We start from the raw sequence: 20,130 nt of genomic DNA, 5'->3' as shown, positions 1-20,130 counted from the left end.
GAGCAATTAATGTCTGCGTTGGTTGACCGGTTGGTGGCTCATGTCCTGAGCCTGGAAGTCAGGCTGCTGGCCTGTCAGGCACGTTTGACCGCCCGGACCGACCCTGAGGCGCTGCATGATTTGCGAACCACCGTGCGCCGCTTGCGCAGCCTGTTGCGGCCATTGCGCGGTTTGCCCGGTGTCGAGCAACTGGAAGTCGCGGCGGCCGGCGTCGGGCAAGTGACCACGCCATGGCGCGATCGCGAGGTGCTGGCGGCGTACCTTCTCGAACATGGTCAGCCTGAAGCCGCGCAGCGGCGCATGGCGCAGATGGCCGAGGCGTATCCTGCGCTGGCGGCGAGTGCGGAAGTGGCTTCGCTGCTGATGATCCTCGATGCGTTTCCGCGTTTCCTGCGGGCGTCCCAGCGTCAGGGGTTGCTTGATGACCTGGACAAGCGCATCGAAAAACGCCTGGGCAAACAATGGAAGAACCTCGACGTGGCGCTGCACGATCCGGCCCACGACCGCCATCGTCTGCGCCTGCTGATCAAGCGTGTGCGTTACGGCATCGAGGCTTATCCCGAACTCGATCGCCTGCCGAAAGCGGCGCTGGCTCGTCTGAAGTCCGCACAGGGCGCCCTGGGTGACTGGCATGATTGCTGGCAATGGCTGGCAAAAGCCGAGCAGGAAGCGGATCTGCAACCCTGCGTCGCCACCTGGCAGGCCACCATGATCAAGGCTGAAAGCAAGGCTGACCGGGTGCTGGAAAAACTCAGCGCCACCTGCTTCAAATCCTGAATCCCTCAACAGCTCGGCGTGGCTGTCTTATCTGTCAGTCTCTTTGACCGGAATGGACGCTGCGCCGCTCTGCCGCGCTGGTTAAGATCCGGTCATTCCCTTTTTCGTGTCCGAGGTTCCCATGCGCTTTTGCGATCTGATCGATGCTGTCCGCCGTCAACCGGAGGTCACCATTCCGGCCGAGTGGGGCCAGGGTCGGGCCAGTTTTGGCGGGTTGGTTGCCGCACTGCAATTTGAAGTGATGCGCACTCGGGTGCCAGCCGAACGGCCGGTGCGTTCGCTGGCGATCACCTTCGTCGGGCCGGTCGAGCCCGAAGTGCCGGTGAGCTTTGAGGTCGAGGTATTGCGCGAAGGCAAAGCGGTCATCCAGGTGCTGGGGCGCGCCGTGCAGAACGGCCAGGTGGTGACGATGGTGCAAGGCAGCTTCGGTGCTTCGCGCCCGTCGGAAGTGGCGGTTGAAGCGTACCCGGCGCCGGAGATGAAACACTGGGACGAGTGCCCTGAGCTGCCTTACATCAAAGGCGTGACCCCGGAGTTCATGCGTCATCTGGCGATGCGCTGGAGTGTCGGCGGCATGCCGTTCACCGGCATTCAATCGCGGCTGATGGGCGGCTGGGTGCGCTTGCGTGGGGATGTGAAGGAGGAGCCGGTCAACGAGGCGCATCTGCTGGCGCTGGTCGATGCCTGGCCGCCTGCGCTGTTGCCGTATCTGAAGAAACCGGCACCGGGCAGCACGCTGACCTGGACCATCGAATTCGTTCAGCCGTTACACGATTTGAGCACGCTGGACTGGTGCCAGTATCTGGCGGACATCGAGTACGCCGCCGACGGTTACGGCCACGTCGCCGCCAAACTGTGGAGCGCCCAGGGAGAACTGATCGCCATGAGCCGGCAGACAGTGACGATCTTCGCCTGACTCAATGCCGGCGGTGGCGTTCACGCCAGGCGCGGTACCAGCCGCCGCTGAGCAGAAAGCGCGGGAAGGTCAGAAACTGCTCGACCAGCAGGCGCGATACCGCGTCCTTGCGATCACTGAACGGCTCGGAGGCTTGCGCCTCCAGGCTGTGGCCATGGCGCTGCAGACCCAGCGCCGCGACGATCCCGATCACACCAATCGCCACGCTCGCCAGACTCAGACTGAACACGCCCGAGACGATCAACAGAAACGCGACGATGAACAGCGGCACGGCGATCAGGTGCAGCACCAGATTGGTCGGGTGCTGGTGATTGGCCGGGTACGCGCGCCATTGCCACGCGGGAAGGTTGGGGTGACGTTTGCCCATGTTGTTGCTCCTCAATCCATGTTCGATTCATGGTTGAAGAATAGGCCCGGGCGGGCAGGGCGGCGAATCAAGGTTGGCTATTGCAGTGATAGGGACAATGACTGTTCCTGATGTTGTCCCCTAGAGCTTCAGCTGACCGATCGCCTTGTTCAATTCCCCGGCCAGCGTCGCCAACTCGTTACTGGTAGTCGCCGAATCCACGGTCTGCTGCACAGTGTTTTCGGTCACATCACGAATACTCACCACCGCGCGGTTCATCTCTTCGGCCACCTGGCTCTGCTGTTCCGCCGCTACCGCAATCTGCGTATTGCTCTCGCGCATCTGCGCTACCGCCCCGGTGATTTCCGCCAGTGCTTCTCCTGCCTCTTGCGCTTGCTGCACGCAGTCGTCGGCCTTGTACGAACTCTCCTGCATGAAGTCCACCGCGTCGCGAGTGCCGGCCTGCAACGCCGAGACCATGGTGGTGATTTCATCGGTGGACGTCTGCACGCGCTTGGCGAGGTTGCGCACCTCATCGGCAACTACCGCAAACCCGCGACCCATTTCACCGGCGCGCGCCGCTTCGATGGCGGCATTGAGGGCCAGCAGATTGGTCTGTTCGGCGATGCTGTGGATCACGCTGACCACGCCGTTGATTTTCTGACTGTCTTCGGCCAGACGCTGGATCATCTCGGCAGTCTGTTGCACGCCGCTGGACAGGCCGGCAATCGAATGCTGGACGCGGGTGACGACCTGCTGACCGCTGCCGGCCAGGCCATCGGCGGTCTGCGACAGGTCGCGCGTGGCGCCGGCGTGCTGGGCGATGTGGTAGACGGTGGCGGTCATCTCGTTGATCGCCGTGGCGGCCTGATCGGTTTCGCTCTGTTGGCCGAGCATGCCGTGGCGCACCTCGTTCATGCTCGACGCCAGCCGTGCAGCACCGACGTCAAGTTGCCGCGCGGTGTTGGCCACGGTGGTTACCACGCGCTGGTAGCCGGCCTGCATCGCGTTGAAGGCATTGGCCATCTGACCGACTTCGTCCTTGCAGGCCAGCGGCACCCGGGCCGAAAGGTCGCCGGTTTTCTCCACGTGCAGCATCACATCCTTGAGCGTGTTGAGCTGGCTGAGCAGAAAGCGGATCAGCAGCTGCGAAGCACCGAGCATCGCCAGCATCAGGATGAACACCGCCACCGCGTAGTTGGCGAAGCGTTCGCTGAACACCTGGCTGAGGCTCGGGGCGTAGGCAATCACGGCGACCTGCTGACCATCGGCACGGCTGAACACCTCGGCGCCGAGCAGCGGGTTTTCGCCGAACAACGGCAGGTGGCTGATTTCGATCCAGCCGTTGCTGTCGGTGATCTCCAGCAGCGGCTGATCGTTGAGGCGCGGCGCTTCACCGCGTTTGAACGTCAGCACCTGATCGGATTTGGGCAGCGCCTGTCCGGCCGGCCAGGCCTTCAGCAGCTGCGCCTGGGCCTGGGCGGAGTTTTGCGCGGCGTGACTGCGGGCCTGTTGTTCGAGCTGTACGGCGTACAGCACCAGCAACAGGGTGGTGACGAAGGCGACCGCGTTGACCGCCCAGAATTTGTATTTCAGCGAGATATTGCTAAGCCAGGCACCCATGGAGGTCTTCTCTGATAGCGGAAACAGTTTTGGCAAGGTGCCATTATTGTGCCGCTACGCAGGTGTCCGGATCTTGATATGCATCAACAAGTGGTGCGTTCCCTGTGGATCAGGGCAGGGCAGGTAATCCGTAGAACGCCCGAGCACATGCGGTGGTGTGGGCCGCCAGATCTTCCTCGGTTTCCCCTCGATGCAACGCTACTTCACGCAGCACTTCGGTCAGATATGCCGGCTCGTTACGCCCGTTTTTCGGCTTCGGTCGCAGTGTTCGCGGCAGCAAATACGGCGCATCACTTTCCAGCATCAGGCGACCCCGTTTGATTTCTTTCACCAACGGGTGCAAATGAGTGCCGCGACGCTCATCACAGATCCAGCCGGTGATGCCGATGTGCAGGTCCAAATCGAGGTAGCTGAACAACGCTTTCTGCTCGCCGGTGAAGCAATGCACCACGGCGGCAGGCAACTGATCGCGGAAGTCACGGAGGATTTCCAGAAGGCGCTGGCTCGCGTCACGTTCGTGCAGGAACACCGGCAGTTGCAGCTCCACGGCCAGGGCCAGATGTTCTTCGAGGACTTTTTCCTGCTGCGGGCGCGGCGAGAAATCGCGGTTGAAATCCAGTCCGCATTCACCCACCGCCACCACGTTCGATTCTTTCAGCAAAGCGCGCAGGCGCCGTGCACTGTCGGCGTTCCAGTCGCTGGCCGAATGCGGGTGAATCCCGGCGGTGGCGAACAGTCGTTGCCCGTCCGGATCCAGTTGCCGGCACAGTTCCAGGGCCTGTTCGCTGCCCTCGACGCTGGTGCCGGTCAGCACCAGTTGGCAGACCCCGGCAGCGTAGGCGCGGTCGAGCACGGCCTGGTGTTTGTCGGCGAAACTGGGGTTGGTCAGGTTGACGCCGATATCGATGAGTTGCATGGTGCTACCTCGGGCCGAAGGCCGGAAAGCATATCAGAGCGGTAGATTTAAAAGAAAAGCCAAGAACTACAACGGCTTATGGCTGTCTGTTGAGGCCGCGAGGCAACACAGGGTGGCGCGGTTGCTATCACTGTGCCAGTCTCTCGCACTTTATCAGCGCTTCAGGCGCTCTGTTTTCGTCGGTGTTTTGCGACCGTTCAGCGGCAAAACGCCCCGTATTCTTTCCGGAGAGTGGATGGTTCGTCCCTCGGTTTTGCTCCTGCTGTGCGGTTCGTTGCTGCTGCCGATGACGGCGGTCGCGCGCCTGCCCGGGCCGCTGCAAGCCGTGCCGGCCGCCAAGGTTCGCGACCTGACCGAGATCCGCAACAGCCGTGTATTGCGAGTGTTGGTCAACCAGAGCCGCAACAGCTCCGGCGAAGTCCAGGGCCAGACCATCGGCGTCGAATACCACCGTTTGCGCGCCTTCGAGCAGTACCTCAATGGCCACGCCCGCGACGGCCAGGAAATCACCCTCAAGATCATTCCCAAAGCCAAGGATCAATTGCTCGGCGCGCTGCAGCGTGGCGAAGGTGATCTGGTGGCCCCGGGCGAACTGCTCGACCTGCAACCGGGCCATGCGGTCGCCAGCAGCGAGCCGATTGCCAGCAATGTGCCGCTGGTGCTGGTCGGCATCAAGGGCGAAAAACGCTACACCAAGGTCGAGCAACTCGCCGGCAAAACCCTGGCGCTGCCCACCGGCAGTGCGGCGGGGGAGGCGGTCAGTCAGCTCAACCAGAAACTGGCGCTGCACAAACTGGCGCCGATCAAGATCGAATGGGTCGACCCCACGTTGGCTGTTGAAGATGTGCTGGAAATGGTCCAGGGCGGCATCTTCCACCTGACCATCGTCGAGCAACCGATTGCCGAGCGCTGGGGCAAGATCCTGCCCAAGCTGCGTTTCGACCGGCAGTTGATGATCAGCGAACCGGGCGAGGAATACTGGTTCGTGCGGCGCGATGCCTCGATGCTGCGGGCGAGCATCGACCGCTTCCTGACCGGCTACAAGACGCCGTCGAACGAAGACGCAGCGTTTCTGCGGATTTACCGTCGCCTCTATCAAGTCCACTATCCATTGGCCAAGGCTGACCGCCAGCGCCTGGAAAAACTGCGGCCGACCCTGCAAAAGCATGCCGAAGCGCAGAACATGGACTGGTTGAACCTGGCCGCGCTGGCGTTCAAGGAATCGGCGCTGCAACCCAGTGCACGCGGTGGCGGCGGGCCGACCGGGCTGATGCAGATCACGCCGTCCGCCGCGCAGCGGGTCGGCGTCAACAACATCCAGAATCTCGATGCGAATGTGCAGGCCGGGGCCAAGTACCTGGCGATGATCCGCCGCAAGTTCTTCAATAGCCCCAAGCTCAACGAGCGCGAGCGCATGGCGTTCACCCTGGCCGCCTACAACATCGGCCCGGAACGTGTGCAGGGCATGCGTGCCGAAGCCCGGCGTCGCGGGCTTAATCCGAACCAGTGGTTCTTCCAGGTCGAGCGCATTGCCATGGAGCAGGTGGGGATGGGCGCCGTCAGCTATGTTAATAGTGTGAACAAGTATTACTTGGCGTTCGACCGGGAGCGTGAGTCGTTGGAGCCCCGGGGACAGAAAGTTGTCTCACGCAAATGATCAAATAAATTGATTGTTATGGCGGAATATTTGCGCTTTTAACATAAATTTAACTGATTAATATGGCGGCCAACCAACAAGCACTTCTCCAACAAGGAATCGAAACATGAGCTCTCTGATCAACAAGGTCCTGTTCACCCGCGCCGGCTACGGTCTGACCATTCTGCGCATTGCCGTCGGCGTGATCTTCGCCGCCCACGGTTCGCAGAAACTCTTCGGCCTGTTTGGTGGCTACGGCCTGGCGGGCACCGCGCAATACATGGAAAGCATCGGCCTGACCCCAGGCTATCTGATGGCGACTCTGGCAGGCGGTACTGAATTCTTCGCCGGTCTGGCATTGATCATCGGCCTGCTGGTGCGTCCGGCGGCACTCGGTCTGACCTTCCTGTCGCTGGTGGCGATCTTCACCGTACACATCAGCAACGGTCTGTTTATGGCCAACAACGGTTACGAGTTCGCCCTGGCCCTGCTCGGTGGCAGCCTGGCGGTACTGATCGAAGGCGCCGGCAAGCTTTCGGTGGATCGTGCAATCGCCGGTTGACCGCTCTGGCTCAAGCAAAAGGCCCGCATTGTGCGGGCCTTTTTTGTTGCGGCTGATTCTTGACACTGGCTGGTCACGTTCTCTAGGATGCCGCTCATGCGCCGATTTAAACAGCTACTTGCGGGGCGCCAGGTGACTATTCTTCAGTTGCCGTCAGAAGCCGGAACAGGGCTTCGAAATACCGCTAAAGCGCTGGTTCGGTGTTGCCTCTCACCTGCCATGCAGACTTTTGAGGCAGAGACACGACACGATGAATGCACTTCGCCCTCCAGCACGTCCCGCGCCGATCACGGCACATGTCACCCAGCGCAATCCTAAAATCCTGCTTGGCGGCAAACACCAGCCGACGCTGTTGCGTTATCTCGATGGCTGGCCACGTCGCAGCGGCGGTCCTGCCGCATTCCTGATCCAGTTCGTTGAAGACGGCGAGTCGCTGGCGCGTTTTGCCGATGACAGTTTCGACCTCGCAGTGATCCAGTCGCCCAGCGCTGAAGACGCTCCGGAAATGATCCGTCAACTGACACGCGTTGCCCGCCAGGGGCTGATTGCCCGGCGCTGAGCGTCAGGGATAGTCGATCGCCACGATGTAAACGAATTGCTCGCCGGTTGGCGTCTGGACCCGGACTTCGGCGTCCAGCGCCTTGCCGATCAGGGCGCGGGCCAGCGGCGAGTCGATGCTGATCAGGCCCAGTTTCAGATCCAGCTCGTCCGGGCCGACGATGCGGTAACGCGACTGTTTGCCGTCCTCATCCTCGATGGTCACCCAGGCGCCGAAGTAGACCTTGTTCGGATCGCTCGGTTTTTCGCTGACAACTTTCAGCGCCTCAAGGCGCTTGGTGAGAAAGCGCACGCGGCTGTCGATCTCGCGCAGCATCTTCTTGCCGTAGGTGTACTCGGCATTTTCCGACCGATCGCCTTGAGCCGCCGCTTCGCTGACCGACTGCGTCACCTGCGGGCGGCGTACGTGCCACAACTCATGGAATTCGGCGCGCATCCGCGCTTCACCCTCGGGGGTGATCAGCGCGGTGCCAGCGGTGCGGGGAGGGCGATAACGGCTCATGGCAACTTCTTGTGGTATTGAGGGCTGGAGTCTATCAACCCTCGCGCAGCACTGTCAGCGGGCTCGCATTCAGGGCCCGACGGGTGCCGAACACGCCGGCGCCACCGATCAGGGCCGCACCGATCAACGGCAGCACCAGCAACCATGGATGCGGGTGCCAGGGCAGGTCGAACGCGAAGCGATACAGCACCAGGCTCACCACTTCCGTACCAATGGCCGCCAGCAATCCACTGACTGCGCCGAGCAGGCCGAACTCGATCCGCCGTGCCTTGACCAGCAACTGCCGCTCCGCCCCCAAAGCACGCAACAACGCACCCTGGCGAATGCGTTCATCCAGCGTCGCCTGCAACCCGGAAAACAGCACCGCCATCCCGGCCGCCAACACAAACAACAACACGTACTCCACCGCCAGGGTGACCTGAGCGAGGATGCTGCGCAGTTGTTCGAGCAAGGCTTCGACCTGCAGGATGGTCACCGCCGGGAAGGCTCGTGACAGCTCGACGATCTGCTGGTCATGACCGGGCGCCAGATAGAAACTGGTCAGGTAGGTTGCCGGTAGATCTTTCAACGTGCCGGGCTGGAAGATCATGAAGAAGTTCGGCTGGAAGTTGTCCCAGTTGATCTCCCGCAGGCTGGTGACCTTCGCTTCACGATTGACTCCGCCAACGGTGAACACCAGGTGGTCGCCAAGTTTGAGCTTGAGGCTTTCGGCGACCTTGCCTTCCACCGAGACGCCGGGCACATCGTCCTGTGGCTGATCTTTCCACCACTCGCCGGCAGTGAGCTTGTTGCCCGCGGGCAAGTCAGCGGCCCAGGTCAGGCTCAGGTCACGCTGGATCGCCCGGTCGCCGGCCGAGTCCTTGCTGACGATCTGCTGCACCGCTTCGCCGTTGATGCTGATCAGCCGTCCCGGCACCACCGGGTACAACGGCGCAGCGTGGGCCGAGACATTGATCAGGTGATCGGTGAAGGCCTGTTTGTCCGCCGGCAGGATGTTCAGGGCGAAATAGTTGGGAGCATTTTTCGGCAGCTGGTTTTGCCAGGTGTCGAGCAATTCACCGCGCAACAGTGCAATCAACGCCATGGACAACAGGATCAGGCCGAATGCCAAGGACTGTCCGGCAGCCGCCAGCGGGTGACGCAGCAACTGACCCAGACCGAGACGCCAGGGCAGGGAGGCGCGAGCCAGCAGGCGACGCAGACTGTTGAGCAGCAGCAACAGCAAGCTACCGAGCACCAGCGCGGCGACCACGCCACCGCCGAGCAGGGCAAAGGTCAGCAGCAGATCCAGACTCAGGCGCCACATGATCAGGCCGAGCGCGCCGAGTGCTGCGCCGTAGACCATCCAGGTGCTCGACGGAATCGGCAGCATGTCGCGGCGCAACACTCGCAACGGCGGTACACGGCCGAGGGCGGCGAGCGGCGGCAAGGCAAAACCGGCCAGCGCCACCAGTCCGGTACCGATCCCGGCCAGTGCCGGCAGCAAGCCGCCGGGTGGTACGTCGGTCGGCAACAGATCATGCAGCAGCGCAAACAACCCCAACTGAGCAAGCCAGCCAAGCAGGGCGCCGCTAAGGCTGGCGAACAGGCCGAGTACCGCCAGTTGCAGGCTGAACAGGACCATGGTTTCCCGGCGCGACAAACCCAGGCAGCGGAGCAGGGCGCTGGCATCGAAGCGGCGACTGGCGAAGCGGTTCGCCGACAACGCCACGGCCACGCCGGCCAACAGCACGGCGACCAGACTTGCCATGTTCAGATAGCGCTCGGCCTTGCCCAGTGCCCCGCCGATCTGCCGGTTGCCGTCGCGGGCATCCTGAATCCGCTGGTTGGCGGCAAGCCCCGGTTTGATCAACTGGCGATAGGTTTCCAGCGCGTTCGGTTCGCCGCGCCAAAGTTCGCGATAGCTCACCCGGCTACCGGGTTGGACCACGCCGGTCGCGGCGAGGTCGTCGAGGTTGATCAGCACCCGTGGCGTCAGGCTGTAGAAGTTGCCGGCGCGATCCGGTTCGTAAGTCAGCACTCTGGTGAGTTTCAGCGTCTTCATGCCAACGTCGATGCTGTCGCCGATCTTCAGGTCCAGCGCCGTTAGCAGGCGCGATTCGACCCAGGCTTCGCCCGGCTGCGGTTCGCCACCCGCTTCCTCGGCAGCAAACGGTGCCGGGGCACTTTTCAGTTCGCCACGCAGCGGATAGGCACGGTCGACGGCCTTGATGCTCGACAACTGAATGCCGTTGTCGGTGGCGATGACGCTGGAGAATTCAACGATCTGCGCATGGTCGAGGCGCAGCTCGGTGCCGCTCCTGATTTGTTCCGGTCGTGCGGGGGTGCTGCCTTCGAGCACCAGATCCGCGCCAAGAAACTCGGTAGCGCGCAACGTCATCGCGCCATTCAGGCGGGCACCGAAATAACCGATGGCGGTGCTCGCCGCCACGGCCACCAGCAAGGCGAAGAACAGCACCCGCAACTCCCCGGCGCGGGCATCGCGCAGGAGCTGGCGCAGGGCAAGGCTGAACAGGCGCAACAGCGGCAGACGTGCCATCAAGGCTCCAGGGGGGCGACCAGCAGGCCGGCTTCAAGTCGGATCAGGCGCCGGCAGCGATGGGCCAGGCGTTCATCGTGGGTCACCAGCACCAGGGTAGTGCCGCGTTCCTTGTTCAATTCGAACAGCAAGTCACTGATGCGCTCGCCGGTGTGGCTGTCGAGGTTGCCGGTGGGTTCGTCGGCGAACAGCACGTCCGGCTCGGCGGCAAAGGCCCGAGCGATGGCGACGCGCTGTTGTTCACCACCGGAGAGCTGGCGCGGCGAGTGCGTCAGGCGCTGGCCGAGGCCGACCCGTTGCAGCAATTCGGTGGCGCGACCACGGGCGTCTTTGCGGCCATCGAGTTCCAATGGAAGCATGACGTTTTCCAGGGCATTGAGACTGTCGAGCAACTGGAACGACTGAAAGACAAAACCCACATGTTCGGCACGGATGCGCGCGCGCTGGTCTTCGTCGAGATCGCTCAGGGACTGGCCGGCGAGTACGACTTCGCCGCTGCTTGGCAGGTCAAGGCCGGCGAGCAGGCCGAGCAGGGTGGATTTGCCGGAGCCGGACGCGCCGACTATGGCCAGGCTGTCGCCCTTGTTCAGTTCCAGGCTGAGTTCGTGCAGGATGGTCAGTTCACCTTCCGCGCTGGGAACCACTTTGCTAAGGTTCTTCGCGGTGAGAATGCTTGCGCCCATGGAGAATCCGATGCGTGTGTGGTTTTTGAGTGCTGGCCTGGCCTTGATGTGCATGGCCCAGAACGCAGCGGCGGGTACAGTCCTGATCGTTGGCGATAGTATCAGCGCCGGTTTCGGACTGGATACCCGGTTGGGGTGGGTGTCGTTGCTTGAGCAGCGGCTCAAGGCCGAAGGTTTTGACGATAAAGTGATCAACGCCTCCATCAGCGGCGACACCAGTGCCGGAGGCCAGGCGCGCCTGCCGGCGCTGCTTGCAGAGCATAAGCCGGAGCTGGTGATCCTCGAGTTGGGGGGCAACGATGGCCTGCGCGGAATGCCGCCGACGCAATTGCAACAAAATCTTGCTTCGATGATCGACAGCTCCCGCCAAAGCGGTGCCAGGGTGCTGTTGCTCGGCATGCAACTGCCGCCCAATTACGGCAAGCGCTACACCGATGCCTTCGCCGAGGTCTACGGCAAGCTGGCCGAGGAGAAAAAGATCCCGCTGGTGCCGTTTTTCCTCGAGGGTGTGGGCGGGCACCCGGACTTGATGCAGGCCGATGGTCTGCACCCGGCAGCCGGGGCTCAGGGCAAGTTGCTGGAAAATGTCTGGCCGACGCTAAAACCGCTGTTATGAGGCTTTTCTAGCGGCAGGCTTTCGGCTAATGTGGCGCCCCCCTAAATGGAGCCCCCGATGTCGCGTTCTGCCTGGTCCCTGTTTGCCTACCAACTGATCGAGCCTGACGAACAGCTGGATCTGTTCGCCTGCCAGGAAGTGCGGGTGCATCTGGTGACCCGTCAACTGGAGCTCGGTGGCTCGGCCGACCGGACCCTGTGCGGCAGTCTTCTGCCGGCGCAACCGCGCTGGTCGAGTGTGGATCGCCGGGTGTTCCAGGATCAGCGCCTGTGCTCGCTGTGCCGGGCGATTCTCGAATCGCAGAAGCGTGGAACCTCGCCGATCTGGCCTGAACTGCGTTTCGAGCTTTAAGCGCGCATCTGTAGAACGCGCCCCGAGCTGGCGGCAGCTTCAATTATGAAGACTTCTGCCAGCCCATCGGCGCATCTCCCCGAATTCCCTGGGCGCGGTGTACAATTGCGTTCTTATACCCTTGTCGATCTTGCGAAGGATTCTCCGGATGTTGCCGCGTTTCCCTGCCGTCACCCGCTGCCTGTCTCTTGCCGCCCTGTGTGTGGCCGGTCCCGTTGCCGCCCTGGAGTTTCCCCTGCCACCACCTGGTGAAGACATCATCGGCCAGGTGCAGGTGATCAAGGCCAAGTACGAAGACACCTTTGCCGATCTGGGCACCACCTACGATCTGGGTTATTCGGAAATGGTCGCGGCCAATCCGGGCGTCGATGCCTGGCTGCCGGGCGCGGGCACCGAAGTGGTCCTGCCGACGCGCTTCATCCTGCCGCCGGGTCCGCGTGAAGGCATCGTGATCAACCTCGCCGAGTACCGCCTCTACTACTACCCGAAAGGCCGGAACGTGGTGTACACCTTCCCGCTGGGTATCGGTCGCGAAGGCTGGGGCTCGCCAATCGCCCACACCACGATCACCGCCAAGACGCCGAATCCGACCTGGACACCGCCAGCCTCGATCAAGGCCGAACACGCCGCCGATGGCGATCCTCTGCCGAACGTGGTGCCGGCCGGCCCGGACAACCCGCTGGGGCCGTTCAAGTTCACCCTGGGCACGCCGGGCTACCTGATCCACGGTTCGAACAAGAAGTTCGGTATCGGCATGCGCACCAGCCACGGCTGCTTCCGCATGTTCAACAACAACGTGCTGGAAATGGCCAGCATGGTGCCGGTGGGGACTTCGGTACGAATCCTCAACGACGCGTATAAGTTCGGTCGCAGTGGCGGCAAGATCTACCTGGAAGCGCACACGCCAATCGACGACAAGGGCAACCCGTCGGTGGTCGACAAGCACACCGCCGTGATCAACGCGATGCTCAAGCGTGAAGACATCACCAACAACCTGCGCATGAACTGGGATGTGGTGCGTGATGTGGTGGCGGCGGAAGATGGCCTGCCAACTGAAATCGGCACACCGAACACCTCGGCGCCGATCGTTTCCAGCGCGCCGATCGACCTGCAACAGTAAGCCGAAAAACAGAACCCGCCGATGCGTGAGCGTCGGCGGGTTTTTTATTGCATGAAGAAAATTTCAGGCAAAAAAAAGCCGACCCGAAAAACGGGTCGGCTTGATAACAATCCCGAAGGACTATTACTTGCGGCTAGCTTTTTCCAGCATGCGCAGAGCACGCTCGTTAGCTTCGTCAGCAGTCTGTTGTGCTTTTTGAGCAGCAGCCAGAGCTTCATCAGCTTTACGGTAAGCTTCGTCTGCACGAGCCTGGGAGCGAGCAGCTGCGTCTTCAGTAGCGGTCAGACGTGCTTCGGTTTCTTTCGATGCGCTGCTGCAACCGGTAGCCAGAACTGCGGCCAGAGCCAGAGCAGAGAATTTCAGAACGTTGTTCATCGTGTTCCCCTTCAAGGACTTTCAATTAAGTGGCTGTCTCCTCCGATTGAGGAAATAGCCGGCGTACATACTACCCATTACTTGTAGTAAGTAAACTGACGTAAGGCAAGAAGCAAAAAAAATTGTAGGCGTTGATTCTTTTTCGAGCAACTTTTAACCGGGCTGTATAAAAAATATTCAGCTGTAAGGCCCGTCGTGAGCGAGTTATTGAGAAAAAGTTCCCGTTGTCAGGTGCTGTTTTGCCGATCTTGGCTAGAGTCTGCCTATATGGGTTCGTCTACACTTTTGTTCCGGTTTTGCGTGACAGCTCGCATATCTTTGTCCATGTTCAGGTGACTTTAAAAAACCAGGCACGTCTTAAGTCTCAACATCCGGCGATGTTCAGCCTTTCGGTTCGGGACAAGGTTCTCCCGACCTGGTCCTGAGTCCACCGGAACTGCCCCGTCAATCAGCCTGATGACGAGTGCGCCTTGAGCATTTTCGTCATTGGTGCCTACTATTTGATACGTGCTCGGGTTGCGCGAGATCGGTGCGGTTCTTCTCGGTGTCCATCAGGCACGGGGTGGCGTAGATGTTCCTTCGCCGGGAAAACATCGGTAAGGTAGGGGTCAGAATTCGAGACCCGCGAGGAGTAGTGATGAGCGAGGCGTTGTCCATCCACCATGACCAGGCTGGTCATCAGTTCGAGACCAATGTGGACGGTCATCGTGCCTACCTGACCTATATGGATCTGGGGAAACAGACCCTGGATATCTACCGCACCTTCGTGCCCAACGCATTGCGTGGCCGAGGCATCGCGGCAGCCCTGACCGAGCGGGCACTGCAGTACGCCGATGAAATGGGCTACACGGTCATTCCGTCGTGCTCCTACGTGGAGCGCTACATGGAGCGTCATCAGCGGCGTACTGCCAAGATCTGACTGACCTCACACCGCACACACAAAAACGCCGGGCAATGCCCGGCGTTTTTTTATGCCTGCGAAACGGCTGTCAGCCGCGCTGACGTTTCGGCAGTACATCCTTGAGCTTGGCGTGCATGCTGCGCAAGGTGTTTTCGGTAGCGGACCAGTCGATGCAGGCATCGGTGATCGAAACGCCGTATTGCAGGTCTGCGAGATCTTTCGGAATCGCCTGGCAGCCCCAGTTCAGGTGACTCTCGACCATCAGACCGATGATCGACTGGTTGCCTTCGAGGATCTGGTTGGCGACGTTCTCCATCACCAGCGGTTGCAGGGCCGGATCCTTGTTGGAGTTGGCGTGGCTGCAATCGACCATGATGTTCGGCTTGATCTTCGCCTTGTTCAGCGCCTGCTCGCACAGGGCGACGCTGACCGAATCGTAGTTCGGCTTGCCGTTGCCACCGCGCAGTACCACGTGACCGTAGGCGTTGCCCTTGGTGGTGACGATCGACACACCACCTTCCTGGTTGATACCCAGGAAACGGTGCGGGCTGGAGACCGACTGCAAGGCGTTGATCGCCACGGTCAGGCCACCGTCGGTGCCGTTCTTGAAGCCGACTGCCGAGGACAGGCCGGAAGCCATCTCGCGGTGGGTCTGGGATTCGGTGGTGCGGGCGCCGATGGCCGACCAGCTGATCAGGTCCTGCAGGTACTGCGGGGAGATCGGATCAAGGGCTTCGGTCGCGGTCGGCAGGCCTTTCTCGGCCAGGTCCAGCAGCAACTGGCGACCGATGTGCAGACCGTCCTGGATCTTGAACGAGTCATCCAGGTACGGGTCGTTGATCAGGCCTTTCCAGCCGACGGTGGTCCGCGGTTTTTCGAAGTACACGCGCATGACCAGATACAAGGTGTCCGACACTTCCGCCGCCAGCACCTTCAGGCGGTCGGCGTATTCGTGGGCAGCCTTGATGTCGTGGATCGAGCAAGGCCCGATGACCACGAACAGACGGTGGTCGGTGCCATCGAGAATATTGCGGATGACTTCGCGACCCTTGGTGACGGTGCGCAGGGCAGCGTCGCTCAGAGGGATATCACGCTTGAGCTGATCGGGAGTGATCAGGGTCTCGTTGGAAGCGACGTTCAGGTCGTTGATCGGTAAATCAGCCATCGGTTACTCGTCAGGTCACGGGTGCCGGCCGCCAGCGATCCCCGCGCGGCGGAGCACAGCAGATTTAAGCGCGTCGGGGAGCCGAACCTTAGCGCGTCAGGCGCCTGTCGACAATGGGCAAGTCACTGTTCAGTCCAGTACTGGCTGCGCAAAAGCCTTGCGAACGGTGTCGTGGGAGAACTCGTCGGCGTGTTGTTCGACCCATTGCAGGGCCAGGGCCTGAATATCCTGGAGGTCGTCGTGGGCGTCGTTGAGTCGGCAATAGCGTTCGATCTGACACACCTGCTCACCCATTCGGGCGCTGAACAGGGTCTGCTCGTCGGTGAAGGCGATGCCCACCAGATAGCCTTTCTTGCGCCGCAGGCACCAGGCCACATAACCCGGATAACAGATGTCGGCATTGAGGGTCGGCATGCGCACTTGCAGCGCGGTGCCATGGCGCCAGGCGCGGTGGTAATTGCAAGCGATGCCGCCGAGGCTGATAGTGTGCAGCTGTTGCCGCGAAATGCACTCAGGTTTGAGCAACGTTAATTCGACGGGCACATCATCCGGATGAGGAATAAACCGTCCCATGAGCACAGACTCCCTGTGTCGGCCATCTGACATTGTTTCCCCCAGTATAGTGTTCGAATCCGAACTGACCGATTTCGACGCCGACCAACGGCTGCTGGCGATGAGCGGCGTTTCGCTGGTGATCTTCACCAGTGTCGGCTGCGCCAGTTGCCGTTATGCCCGCGAAGTGTTGCCGGGGCTCGATCTGGCCGTCGATCGCCTGTGCTGGATCGATGCTGGTGACAACGGCGGGCTGGTCGAGCGTTATCAGGTCTTTCATTTGCCGGCGCTGTTCGTGGTGCGCGACGGCGAGTTCTTTGGGGCAGTACACGCGCGTCTGAATGCCGCTGAGTTGAACGCAGCCGTGGCGCAGGCGCTGGGTCGAATTGCAGAGGAGTTGCCGTGATGGGGGCAGTCGTCAAGAAACCGGTGGTAGGGATTATCGGCACCGGCGCAATCGGAGGGTTCTACGGCTTGATGCTGGCCCGGGCCGGATTCGATGTGCACTTTTTGCTGCGCAGCGAGTTTTCCGCGGTCGCCGAGCGCGGTTTGCAGGTGGACAGCGCGGTTCACGGCACACTGACGCTGAACCCGGTGCAAGCCTATTCATCGGCTGAAGACATGCCGCCCTGTGACTGGTTGCTGGTTGGCGCCAAGACCACCAGCAATGCCGGCCTGGCGCCGTCGATCATTCAGGCGGCGCAACCCGACGCGAAAGTGCTGGTGCTGCAGAACGGCCTCGACGTCGAAGACAGCCTGAGGGCGTTGCTGCCCGATTCCCTGCACTTGTTGGGCGGCCTGTGCCTGATCTGCGTTCACCGGGAAGGTCCGGGCCACATCACCCATCAGGCGCTCGGGGCGGTGAACGTCGGTTATCACAGCGGAGCGGCAGCCGATGATGCGGCGCGCATGGCGATTGTCGAGGAGGGCGTCGGTCTGTTCCGTGCCGCCGGCATTGACTCCCAGGCCATGCCGAACCTGCACCAGGCGCGCTGGCAGAAACTGGTCTGGAACATTCCCTACAATGGTCTTTCGGTGTTGCTCGGGGCGAGTACCACGCCGCTGATGGCCGATGCCGACAGCCGCGCGCAGATCCAGGCGCTGATGGCCGAAGTGGTGCAGGGCGCCAAGGCCTGTGGCCATGACATGCCGCCCGGTTACGCCGGGTACCTGTTCATGATGACCGAGAAAATGCCCGACTACTGGCCGAGCATGTACCACGATTTTCTGCACAAGCGACCGCTGGAGCTGGACGCCATCTACGCTCGACCTTTGGCGGCGGCAAAAGCGGCAGGTTGCGAACTGCCGCGAATCGAGGCGCTGTATCGCCATTTGCGTTTCATCGACCGGCGTAATACCTGAGTCGGTTTTTGAGGGGATCTGGGGGAAGGGCATGGCCAAGAACATCGATGACAAACTGGTGCTGGCGATTTCGTCCCGTGCCCTGTTCGATCTGAGCGAGAGTCACAAGGTCTACCTGTCGAGTGGCGTTGAAGCCTATCGGCAATATCAGATCGAGCACGAAGACGAAATCCTCGCGCCGGGCGATGCCTTTCCGCTGGTGGAAAAACTGCTCAACCTCAACAGTCGCCTCGGCCGTGCCCGGGTCGAGGTGATTCTGGTGTCGCGCAACAGTGCCGACACCGGCCTGCGGGTGTTCAACTCGATCGATCACTACGGCCTGGCGATTTCCCGCGCAGCGTTTGTCGGCGGGCGCAGTCCTTATCCTTATCTCAAGGCGTTCGGCTGCGACCTGTTTCTTTCCACTCATGCTGAGGACGTGCGCTCGGCGCTGGACAACGGCTTTGCGGCGGCGACGATTCTTTCCGGTGGTGCCAGCCGTGCGGCCAGCGATGAATTGCGCATCGCCTTCGACGGCGATGCGGTGCTGTTTTCCGACGAGTCGGAGCGGGTTTATCAGTCCGGAGGCCTTGAAGCCTTTCAGGCCAAGGAGCGTGAATCCGCTCGCGAGCCGTTGCGTGGCGGGCCATTCAAGGGTTTCCTGGCAGCGCTCAATCTGTTGCAGCGTGAGTTCTCGGACGATAACTGCCCGATCCGCACCGCACTGGTCACCGCGCGTTCGGCGCCGGCTCACGAACGAGTGATCCGCACCTTGCGTGAGTGGGACATTCGCCTGGACGAGTCGCTGTTTCTGGGCGGCCTGACCAAATCGGCGTTCCTCGAAGCCTTTGCCGCCGACGTGTTTTTCGACGATCAGGCCGGGCATTGCGAGCTGGCCCGCGAGGTGGTTGCCACCGGCCATGTCCCCCACGGCATCAGCAACGAACCGGCGGTCTAAAGCCCTCGTGGTTCAAGACGTTGCGTCGCACGTCGTACTCGCCAAGGCACTGCTAAGCTGAATCAAATCTCCGCCATGTTGGCTTGCGAGGAGGTCATATGATTCGTTCGATGCTGTATGCCACTGACCTCGGTCTGTACGCACCGTTAGTGATGCAGCATGCCCTGGCAATGGCCCGAACATTCAATGCCGACTTGTATGTGGTGCACGCGGTGGAACCCATGGGGCTGTTTGCCGAGTCGGTGTTGCAGAGCTATCTCGACGAACAGGCGTTGAACGAATTTCACAGTCAGGGTCTGAAAACCGTCATCGCCAATATCGAGCAACGGGTGCTCGACAGTTTTCGCGAAGAGCTGGGGGACGAGGGCGAGCAGGATCTGCTGCGGATTCGCGCGGTGCGGGTGCTGCAGGGCGATCCGTCGCAGGTGATTCTCGACCAGGTCCAGAAACTCTCCGTCGATTTGCTGATCGTAGGAAGTCACAGCCATGGGGTCGGGGCGGAAACACCGTTGGGGCGCACGGCGACGCGATTGCTGCAATTGTCCAAGGTGCCGGTTTACATGGTGCCGCTGGTGGAGCGTCGGCGTCGGGAGGATCGCTGAGACGGTAATAATGGCGTTTTGATAAAAAAGTTCTAGATTTATTCTTCAAACCATTAATATAGTTATATACCGTCGCTGATGCCCGTGGCGTCTACCTGCTTTGAGGGATTCATATGAAGCTTCAACAATTGCGCTACATCTGGGAAGTGGCGCACCACGACCTCAACGTTTCCGCTACAGCCCAAAGTCTCTACACCTCGCAACCGGGCATCAGTAAGCAAATCCGTCTGCTGGAAGACGAACTGGGCGTCGAAGTGTTCGCCCGCAGTGGCAAGCACCTGACCCGCGTCACGCCGGCCGGCGAGCGCATCATCACCACCGCCGGTGAGATTCTGCGCAAGGTCGAGAGCATCAAGCAGATCGCCCAGGAATTCTCCAACGAGAAAAAAGGCACCCTGTCGATCGCCACCACTCACACCCAGGCACGTTACGCACTGCCGCCGGTGATCAGCAATTTCATCAAGCAATACCCGGACGTGGCGCTGCACATGCACCAGGGTTCGCCGATGCAGATCGCCGAGATGGCCGCAGACGGCACCGTCGATTTCGCCATCGCCACCGAAGCGCTGGAGCTGTTCGGCGATCTGGTGATGATGCCGTGCTACCGCTGGAATCGCTGCGTGGTCGTGCCTCAGGGCCACCCGCTGACCAAGCTGCCGAAGCTGACCCTCGAAGCGCTGGCCGAATACCCGATCGTGACCTACGTGTTCGGTTTCACCGGACGTTCGAAACTCGACGAAGCTTTCAGCCATCGCGGCCTGACGCCGAAAGTGGTGTTCACCGCCGCCGACGCCGACGTGATCAAAACCTACGTTCGCCTGGGCCTGGGCGTTGGCATCGTGGCGAAAATGGCGGTCGACACCAAACTGGATAACGATCTGGTGGTGCTCGATGCCAGCGAACTGTTCGAGTCCAGCGTGACCAAGATCGGTTTCCGTCGCGGCACTTTCCTGCGTGGTTTCATGTGCGACTTCATCGAGAAGTTCGCGCCGCACCTGACCCGCGAAGTCATGGCCAAGGCCATTCAGTGCCACAACAAGCAGGAACTGGAAGAGCTGTTCGAAGGCGTAGAACTGCCGGTTCACTAAGCT

23 protein-coding genes are annotated in these 20,130 nt (G+C 61.2%); 14 read left to right on the top strand and 9 right to left on the bottom strand.

Annotated features, from left to right (window positions below):
- Window positions 1-9 precede the first annotated feature (9 nt).
- Together ACKLNA_RS19605 and ACKLNA_RS19600 are read left to right on the top strand one after the other, a co-directional pair.
- Window positions 10-777, top strand: coding sequence for a CHAD domain-containing protein (locus ACKLNA_RS19605; protein ID WP_408986803.1), 768 nt, complete (start codon window positions 10-12; stop codon window positions 775-777).
- A 121-nt stretch (window positions 778-898) separates the two neighbouring features.
- On the top strand, window positions 899-1,693 hold the full coding sequence (locus ACKLNA_RS19600; protein ID WP_408986802.1) for an acyl-CoA thioesterase: 795 nt from the start codon (window positions 899-901) through the stop codon (window positions 1,691-1,693).
- A gap of 1 nt (window position 1,694) precedes the next feature.
- On the opposite strand, the gene ACKLNA_RS19595 is transcribed toward ACKLNA_RS19600, so the two are convergent.
- The 3 genes from ACKLNA_RS19595 to ACKLNA_RS19585 form a co-directional block, all read right to left on the bottom strand.
- Window positions 1,695-2,060 (bottom strand): Mpo1-like protein, encoded by a 366-nt coding sequence (locus tag ACKLNA_RS19595; RefSeq protein ID WP_119429646.1) that lies wholly within the window; start codon window positions 2,058-2,060, stop codon window positions 1,695-1,697.
- A 120-nt stretch (window positions 2,061-2,180) separates the two neighbouring features.
- Entirely contained in the window at window positions 2,181-3,662 is a 1,482-nt protein-coding gene (locus tag ACKLNA_RS19590; protein WP_408986801.1) for a methyl-accepting chemotaxis protein, read from the bottom strand.
- 109 nt (window positions 3,663-3,771) lie between these two features.
- Window positions 3,772-4,578, bottom strand: a complete 807-nt coding sequence (locus ACKLNA_RS19585) for a TatD family hydrolase (protein ID WP_408986800.1) — start codon at window positions 4,576-4,578, stop codon at window positions 3,772-3,774.
- Between the two features lie 235 nt (window positions 4,579-4,813).
- Here ACKLNA_RS19585 and ACKLNA_RS19580 point away from each other — a divergent pair, with 235 nt between their 5' ends.
- The 3 genes from ACKLNA_RS19580 (at window position 4,814) to ACKLNA_RS19570 (ending at window position 7,335) form a co-directional block, all read left to right on the top strand.
- A complete protein-coding gene (locus ACKLNA_RS19580) occupies window positions 4,814-6,235 on the top strand; it encodes a transglycosylase SLT domain-containing protein (protein WP_408986799.1) in 1,422 nt (473 codons plus the stop codon).
- Between the two features lie 106 nt (window positions 6,236-6,341).
- The gene (locus ACKLNA_RS19575; RefSeq protein ID WP_007950955.1) at window positions 6,342-6,776 is read left to right on the top strand and encodes a DoxX family protein; all 435 of its coding nucleotides are present in this window, start codon (window positions 6,342-6,344) and stop codon (window positions 6,774-6,776) included.
- Window positions 6,777-7,026: 250 nt separating this feature from the next.
- The gene (locus ACKLNA_RS19570; protein ID WP_085730569.1) at window positions 7,027-7,335 is read left to right on the top strand and encodes a hypothetical protein; all 309 of its coding nucleotides are present in this window, start codon (window positions 7,027-7,029) and stop codon (window positions 7,333-7,335) included.
- 3 nt (window positions 7,336-7,338) lie between these two features.
- On the opposite strand, the gene greB is transcribed toward ACKLNA_RS19570, so the two are convergent.
- Genes greB through ACKLNA_RS19555 form a run of 3 tightly spaced genes read right to left on the bottom strand, consistent with a single transcriptional unit; the run spans window position 7,339 to window position 11,058 of the window.
- Complete coding sequence (gene greB, locus ACKLNA_RS19565; RefSeq protein ID WP_003226818.1) at window positions 7,339-7,836, bottom strand: transcription elongation factor GreB; 498 nt, start codon at window positions 7,834-7,836, stop codon at window positions 7,339-7,341.
- A 34-nt stretch (window positions 7,837-7,870) separates the two neighbouring features.
- Window positions 7,871-10,375, bottom strand: coding sequence for an ABC transporter permease (locus ACKLNA_RS19560; RefSeq protein ID WP_408986798.1), 2,505 nt, complete (start codon window positions 10,373-10,375; stop codon window positions 7,871-7,873).
- On the bottom strand, window positions 10,375-11,058 hold the full coding sequence (locus ACKLNA_RS19555) for an ABC transporter ATP-binding protein (RefSeq protein WP_114884579.1): 684 nt from the start codon (window positions 11,056-11,058) through the stop codon (window positions 10,375-10,377). The genes ACKLNA_RS19560 and ACKLNA_RS19555 overlap by 1 nt, the downstream gene beginning before the upstream one ends.
- Before the next feature lie 10 nt (window positions 11,059-11,068).
- Between ACKLNA_RS19555 and ACKLNA_RS19550 the strand changes: the two genes are divergently transcribed.
- The 3 genes from ACKLNA_RS19550 to ACKLNA_RS19540 all read left to right on the top strand — a co-directional run bounded on the left by ACKLNA_RS19550 (window position 11,069) and on the right by ACKLNA_RS19540 (window position 13,145).
- Entirely contained in the window at window positions 11,069-11,674 is a 606-nt protein-coding gene (locus ACKLNA_RS19550; RefSeq protein ID WP_408986797.1) for an arylesterase, read from the top strand.
- A gap of 57 nt (window positions 11,675-11,731) precedes the next feature.
- Window positions 11,732-12,025, top strand: coding sequence for a hypothetical protein (locus tag ACKLNA_RS19545; protein ID WP_007908575.1), 294 nt, complete (start codon window positions 11,732-11,734; stop codon window positions 12,023-12,025).
- 148 nt (window positions 12,026-12,173) lie between these two features.
- The gene (locus ACKLNA_RS19540) at window positions 12,174-13,145 is read left to right on the top strand and encodes a L,D-transpeptidase family protein (RefSeq protein ID WP_085710772.1); all 972 of its coding nucleotides are present in this window, start codon (window positions 12,174-12,176) and stop codon (window positions 13,143-13,145) included.
- 123 nt (window positions 13,146-13,268) lie between these two features.
- Here ACKLNA_RS19540 and oprI read toward each other — a convergent pair whose 3' ends face one another.
- Entirely contained in the window at window positions 13,269-13,520 is a 252-nt protein-coding gene (gene oprI, locus ACKLNA_RS19535; RefSeq protein WP_003183784.1) for an outer membrane lipoprotei OprI, read from the bottom strand.
- Window positions 13,521-14,157: 637 nt separating this feature from the next.
- On the opposite strand from oprI, the gene ACKLNA_RS19530 reads away from it, so the two are divergent.
- Complete coding sequence (locus ACKLNA_RS19530; protein WP_007955658.1) at window positions 14,158-14,439, top strand: GNAT family N-acetyltransferase; 282 nt, start codon at window positions 14,158-14,160, stop codon at window positions 14,437-14,439.
- 70 nt (window positions 14,440-14,509) lie between these two features.
- Here ACKLNA_RS19530 and ACKLNA_RS19525 read toward each other — a convergent pair whose 3' ends face one another.
- Window positions 14,510-15,586, bottom strand: coding sequence for a 3-deoxy-7-phosphoheptulonate synthase (locus ACKLNA_RS19525; protein WP_011335309.1), 1,077 nt, complete (start codon window positions 15,584-15,586; stop codon window positions 14,510-14,512).
- Window positions 15,587-15,715: 129 nt separating this feature from the next.
- The gene (locus tag ACKLNA_RS19520) at window positions 15,716-16,159 is read right to left on the bottom strand and encodes a PilZ domain-containing protein (RefSeq protein WP_085710771.1); all 444 of its coding nucleotides are present in this window, start codon (window positions 16,157-16,159) and stop codon (window positions 15,716-15,718) included.
- On the opposite strand from ACKLNA_RS19520, the gene ACKLNA_RS19515 reads away from it, so the two are divergent.
- The 5 genes from ACKLNA_RS19515 to cysB all read left to right on the top strand — a co-directional run bounded on the left by ACKLNA_RS19515 (window position 16,158) and on the right by cysB (window position 20,127).
- Window positions 16,158-16,544, top strand: coding sequence for a thioredoxin family protein (locus ACKLNA_RS19515; RefSeq protein ID WP_408986796.1), 387 nt, complete (start codon window positions 16,158-16,160; stop codon window positions 16,542-16,544). The genes ACKLNA_RS19520 and ACKLNA_RS19515 overlap by 2 nt on opposite strands.
- The gene (locus ACKLNA_RS19510; protein ID WP_408986795.1) at window positions 16,544-17,500 is read left to right on the top strand and encodes a putative 2-dehydropantoate 2-reductase; all 957 of its coding nucleotides are present in this window, start codon (window positions 16,544-16,546) and stop codon (window positions 17,498-17,500) included. The genes ACKLNA_RS19515 and ACKLNA_RS19510 overlap by 1 nt, the downstream gene beginning before the upstream one ends.
- Before the next feature lie 31 nt (window positions 17,501-17,531).
- Window positions 17,532-18,437 carry a 5'-nucleotidase gene (locus ACKLNA_RS19505; protein ID WP_408986794.1) on the top strand — a complete coding sequence of 302 codons (906 nt, stop codon included), beginning with the start codon at window positions 17,532-17,534 and terminating at the stop codon, window positions 18,435-18,437.
- A 98-nt stretch (window positions 18,438-18,535) separates the two neighbouring features.
- Entirely contained in the window at window positions 18,536-19,039 is a 504-nt protein-coding gene (locus ACKLNA_RS19500) for a universal stress protein (RefSeq protein WP_085710767.1), read from the top strand.
- A gap of 113 nt (window positions 19,040-19,152) precedes the next feature.
- Window positions 19,153-20,127, top strand: a complete 975-nt coding sequence (gene cysB, locus ACKLNA_RS19495; protein ID WP_007955684.1) for an HTH-type transcriptional regulator CysB — start codon at window positions 19,153-19,155, stop codon at window positions 20,125-20,127.
- Window positions 20,128-20,130 lie beyond the last annotated feature (3 nt).

Origin of the sequence: Pseudomonas sp. UV AK001, assembly GCF_046097675.1 — a bacterium.
Taxonomy (GTDB): domain Bacteria; phylum Pseudomonadota; class Gammaproteobacteria; order Pseudomonadales; family Pseudomonadaceae; genus Aquipseudomonas; species Aquipseudomonas kribbensis.
This window is presented reverse-complemented; position numbering and strand designations above follow the sequence as displayed.

Excerpts from the sequence above, each read along its gene's own strand:
- ACKLNA_RS19530 (WP_007955658.1), top strand. The coding sequence starts at position 14,158 with ATGAGCGAGGCGTTGTCCATCCACCATGACCAGGCTGGTCATCAGTTC.
- ACKLNA_RS19605 (WP_408986803.1), top strand. The coding sequence starts at position 10 with ATGTCTGCGTTGGTTGACCGGTTGGTGGCTCATGTCCTGAGCCTGGAA.
- ACKLNA_RS19520 (WP_085710771.1), bottom strand. The coding sequence starts at position 16,159 with ATGGGACGGTTTATTCCTCATCCGGATGATGTGCCCGTCGAATTAACG.
- ACKLNA_RS19505 (WP_408986794.1), top strand. The coding sequence starts at position 17,532 with ATGGCCAAGAACATCGATGACAAACTGGTGCTGGCGATTTCGTCCCGT.
- ACKLNA_RS19585 (WP_408986800.1), bottom strand. The coding sequence starts at position 4,578 with ATGCAACTCATCGATATCGGCGTCAACCTGACCAACCCCAGTTTCGCC.
- oprI (WP_003183784.1), bottom strand. The coding sequence starts at position 13,520 with ATGAACAACGTTCTGAAATTCTCTGCTCTGGCTCTGGCCGCAGTTCTG.
- ACKLNA_RS19575 (WP_007950955.1), top strand. The coding sequence starts at position 6,342 with ATGAGCTCTCTGATCAACAAGGTCCTGTTCACCCGCGCCGGCTACGGT.
- ACKLNA_RS19500 (WP_085710767.1), top strand. The coding sequence starts at position 18,536 with ATGATTCGTTCGATGCTGTATGCCACTGACCTCGGTCTGTACGCACCG.
- ACKLNA_RS19525 (WP_011335309.1), bottom strand. The coding sequence starts at position 15,586 with ATGGCTGATTTACCGATCAACGACCTGAACGTCGCTTCCAACGAGACC.
- ACKLNA_RS19510 (WP_408986795.1), top strand. The coding sequence starts at position 16,544 with ATGGGGGCAGTCGTCAAGAAACCGGTGGTAGGGATTATCGGCACCGGC.
- ACKLNA_RS19580 (WP_408986799.1), top strand. The coding sequence starts at position 4,814 with ATGGTTCGTCCCTCGGTTTTGCTCCTGCTGTGCGGTTCGTTGCTGCTG.
- ACKLNA_RS19560 (WP_408986798.1), bottom strand. The coding sequence starts at position 10,375 with ATGGCACGTCTGCCGCTGTTGCGCCTGTTCAGCCTTGCCCTGCGCCAG.
- ACKLNA_RS19590 (WP_408986801.1), bottom strand. The coding sequence starts at position 3,662 with ATGGGTGCCTGGCTTAGCAATATCTCGCTGAAATACAAATTCTGGGCG.
- ACKLNA_RS19570 (WP_085730569.1), top strand. The coding sequence starts at position 7,027 with ATGAATGCACTTCGCCCTCCAGCACGTCCCGCGCCGATCACGGCACAT.
- ACKLNA_RS19550 (WP_408986797.1), top strand. The coding sequence starts at position 11,069 with ATGCGTGTGTGGTTTTTGAGTGCTGGCCTGGCCTTGATGTGCATGGCC.
- ACKLNA_RS19555 (WP_114884579.1), bottom strand. The coding sequence starts at position 11,058 with ATGGGCGCAAGCATTCTCACCGCGAAGAACCTTAGCAAAGTGGTTCCC.
- ACKLNA_RS19545 (WP_007908575.1), top strand. The coding sequence starts at position 11,732 with ATGTCGCGTTCTGCCTGGTCCCTGTTTGCCTACCAACTGATCGAGCCT.
- cysB (WP_007955684.1), top strand. The coding sequence starts at position 19,153 with ATGAAGCTTCAACAATTGCGCTACATCTGGGAAGTGGCGCACCACGAC.
- ACKLNA_RS19595 (WP_119429646.1), bottom strand. The coding sequence starts at position 2,060 with ATGGGCAAACGTCACCCCAACCTTCCCGCGTGGCAATGGCGCGCGTAC.
- ACKLNA_RS19540 (WP_085710772.1), top strand. The coding sequence starts at position 12,174 with ATGTTGCCGCGTTTCCCTGCCGTCACCCGCTGCCTGTCTCTTGCCGCC.
- ACKLNA_RS19600 (WP_408986802.1), top strand. The coding sequence starts at position 899 with ATGCGCTTTTGCGATCTGATCGATGCTGTCCGCCGTCAACCGGAGGTC.
- greB (WP_003226818.1), bottom strand. The coding sequence starts at position 7,836 with ATGAGCCGTTATCGCCCTCCCCGCACCGCTGGCACCGCGCTGATCACC.
- ACKLNA_RS19515 (WP_408986796.1), top strand. The coding sequence starts at position 16,158 with ATGAGCACAGACTCCCTGTGTCGGCCATCTGACATTGTTTCCCCCAGT.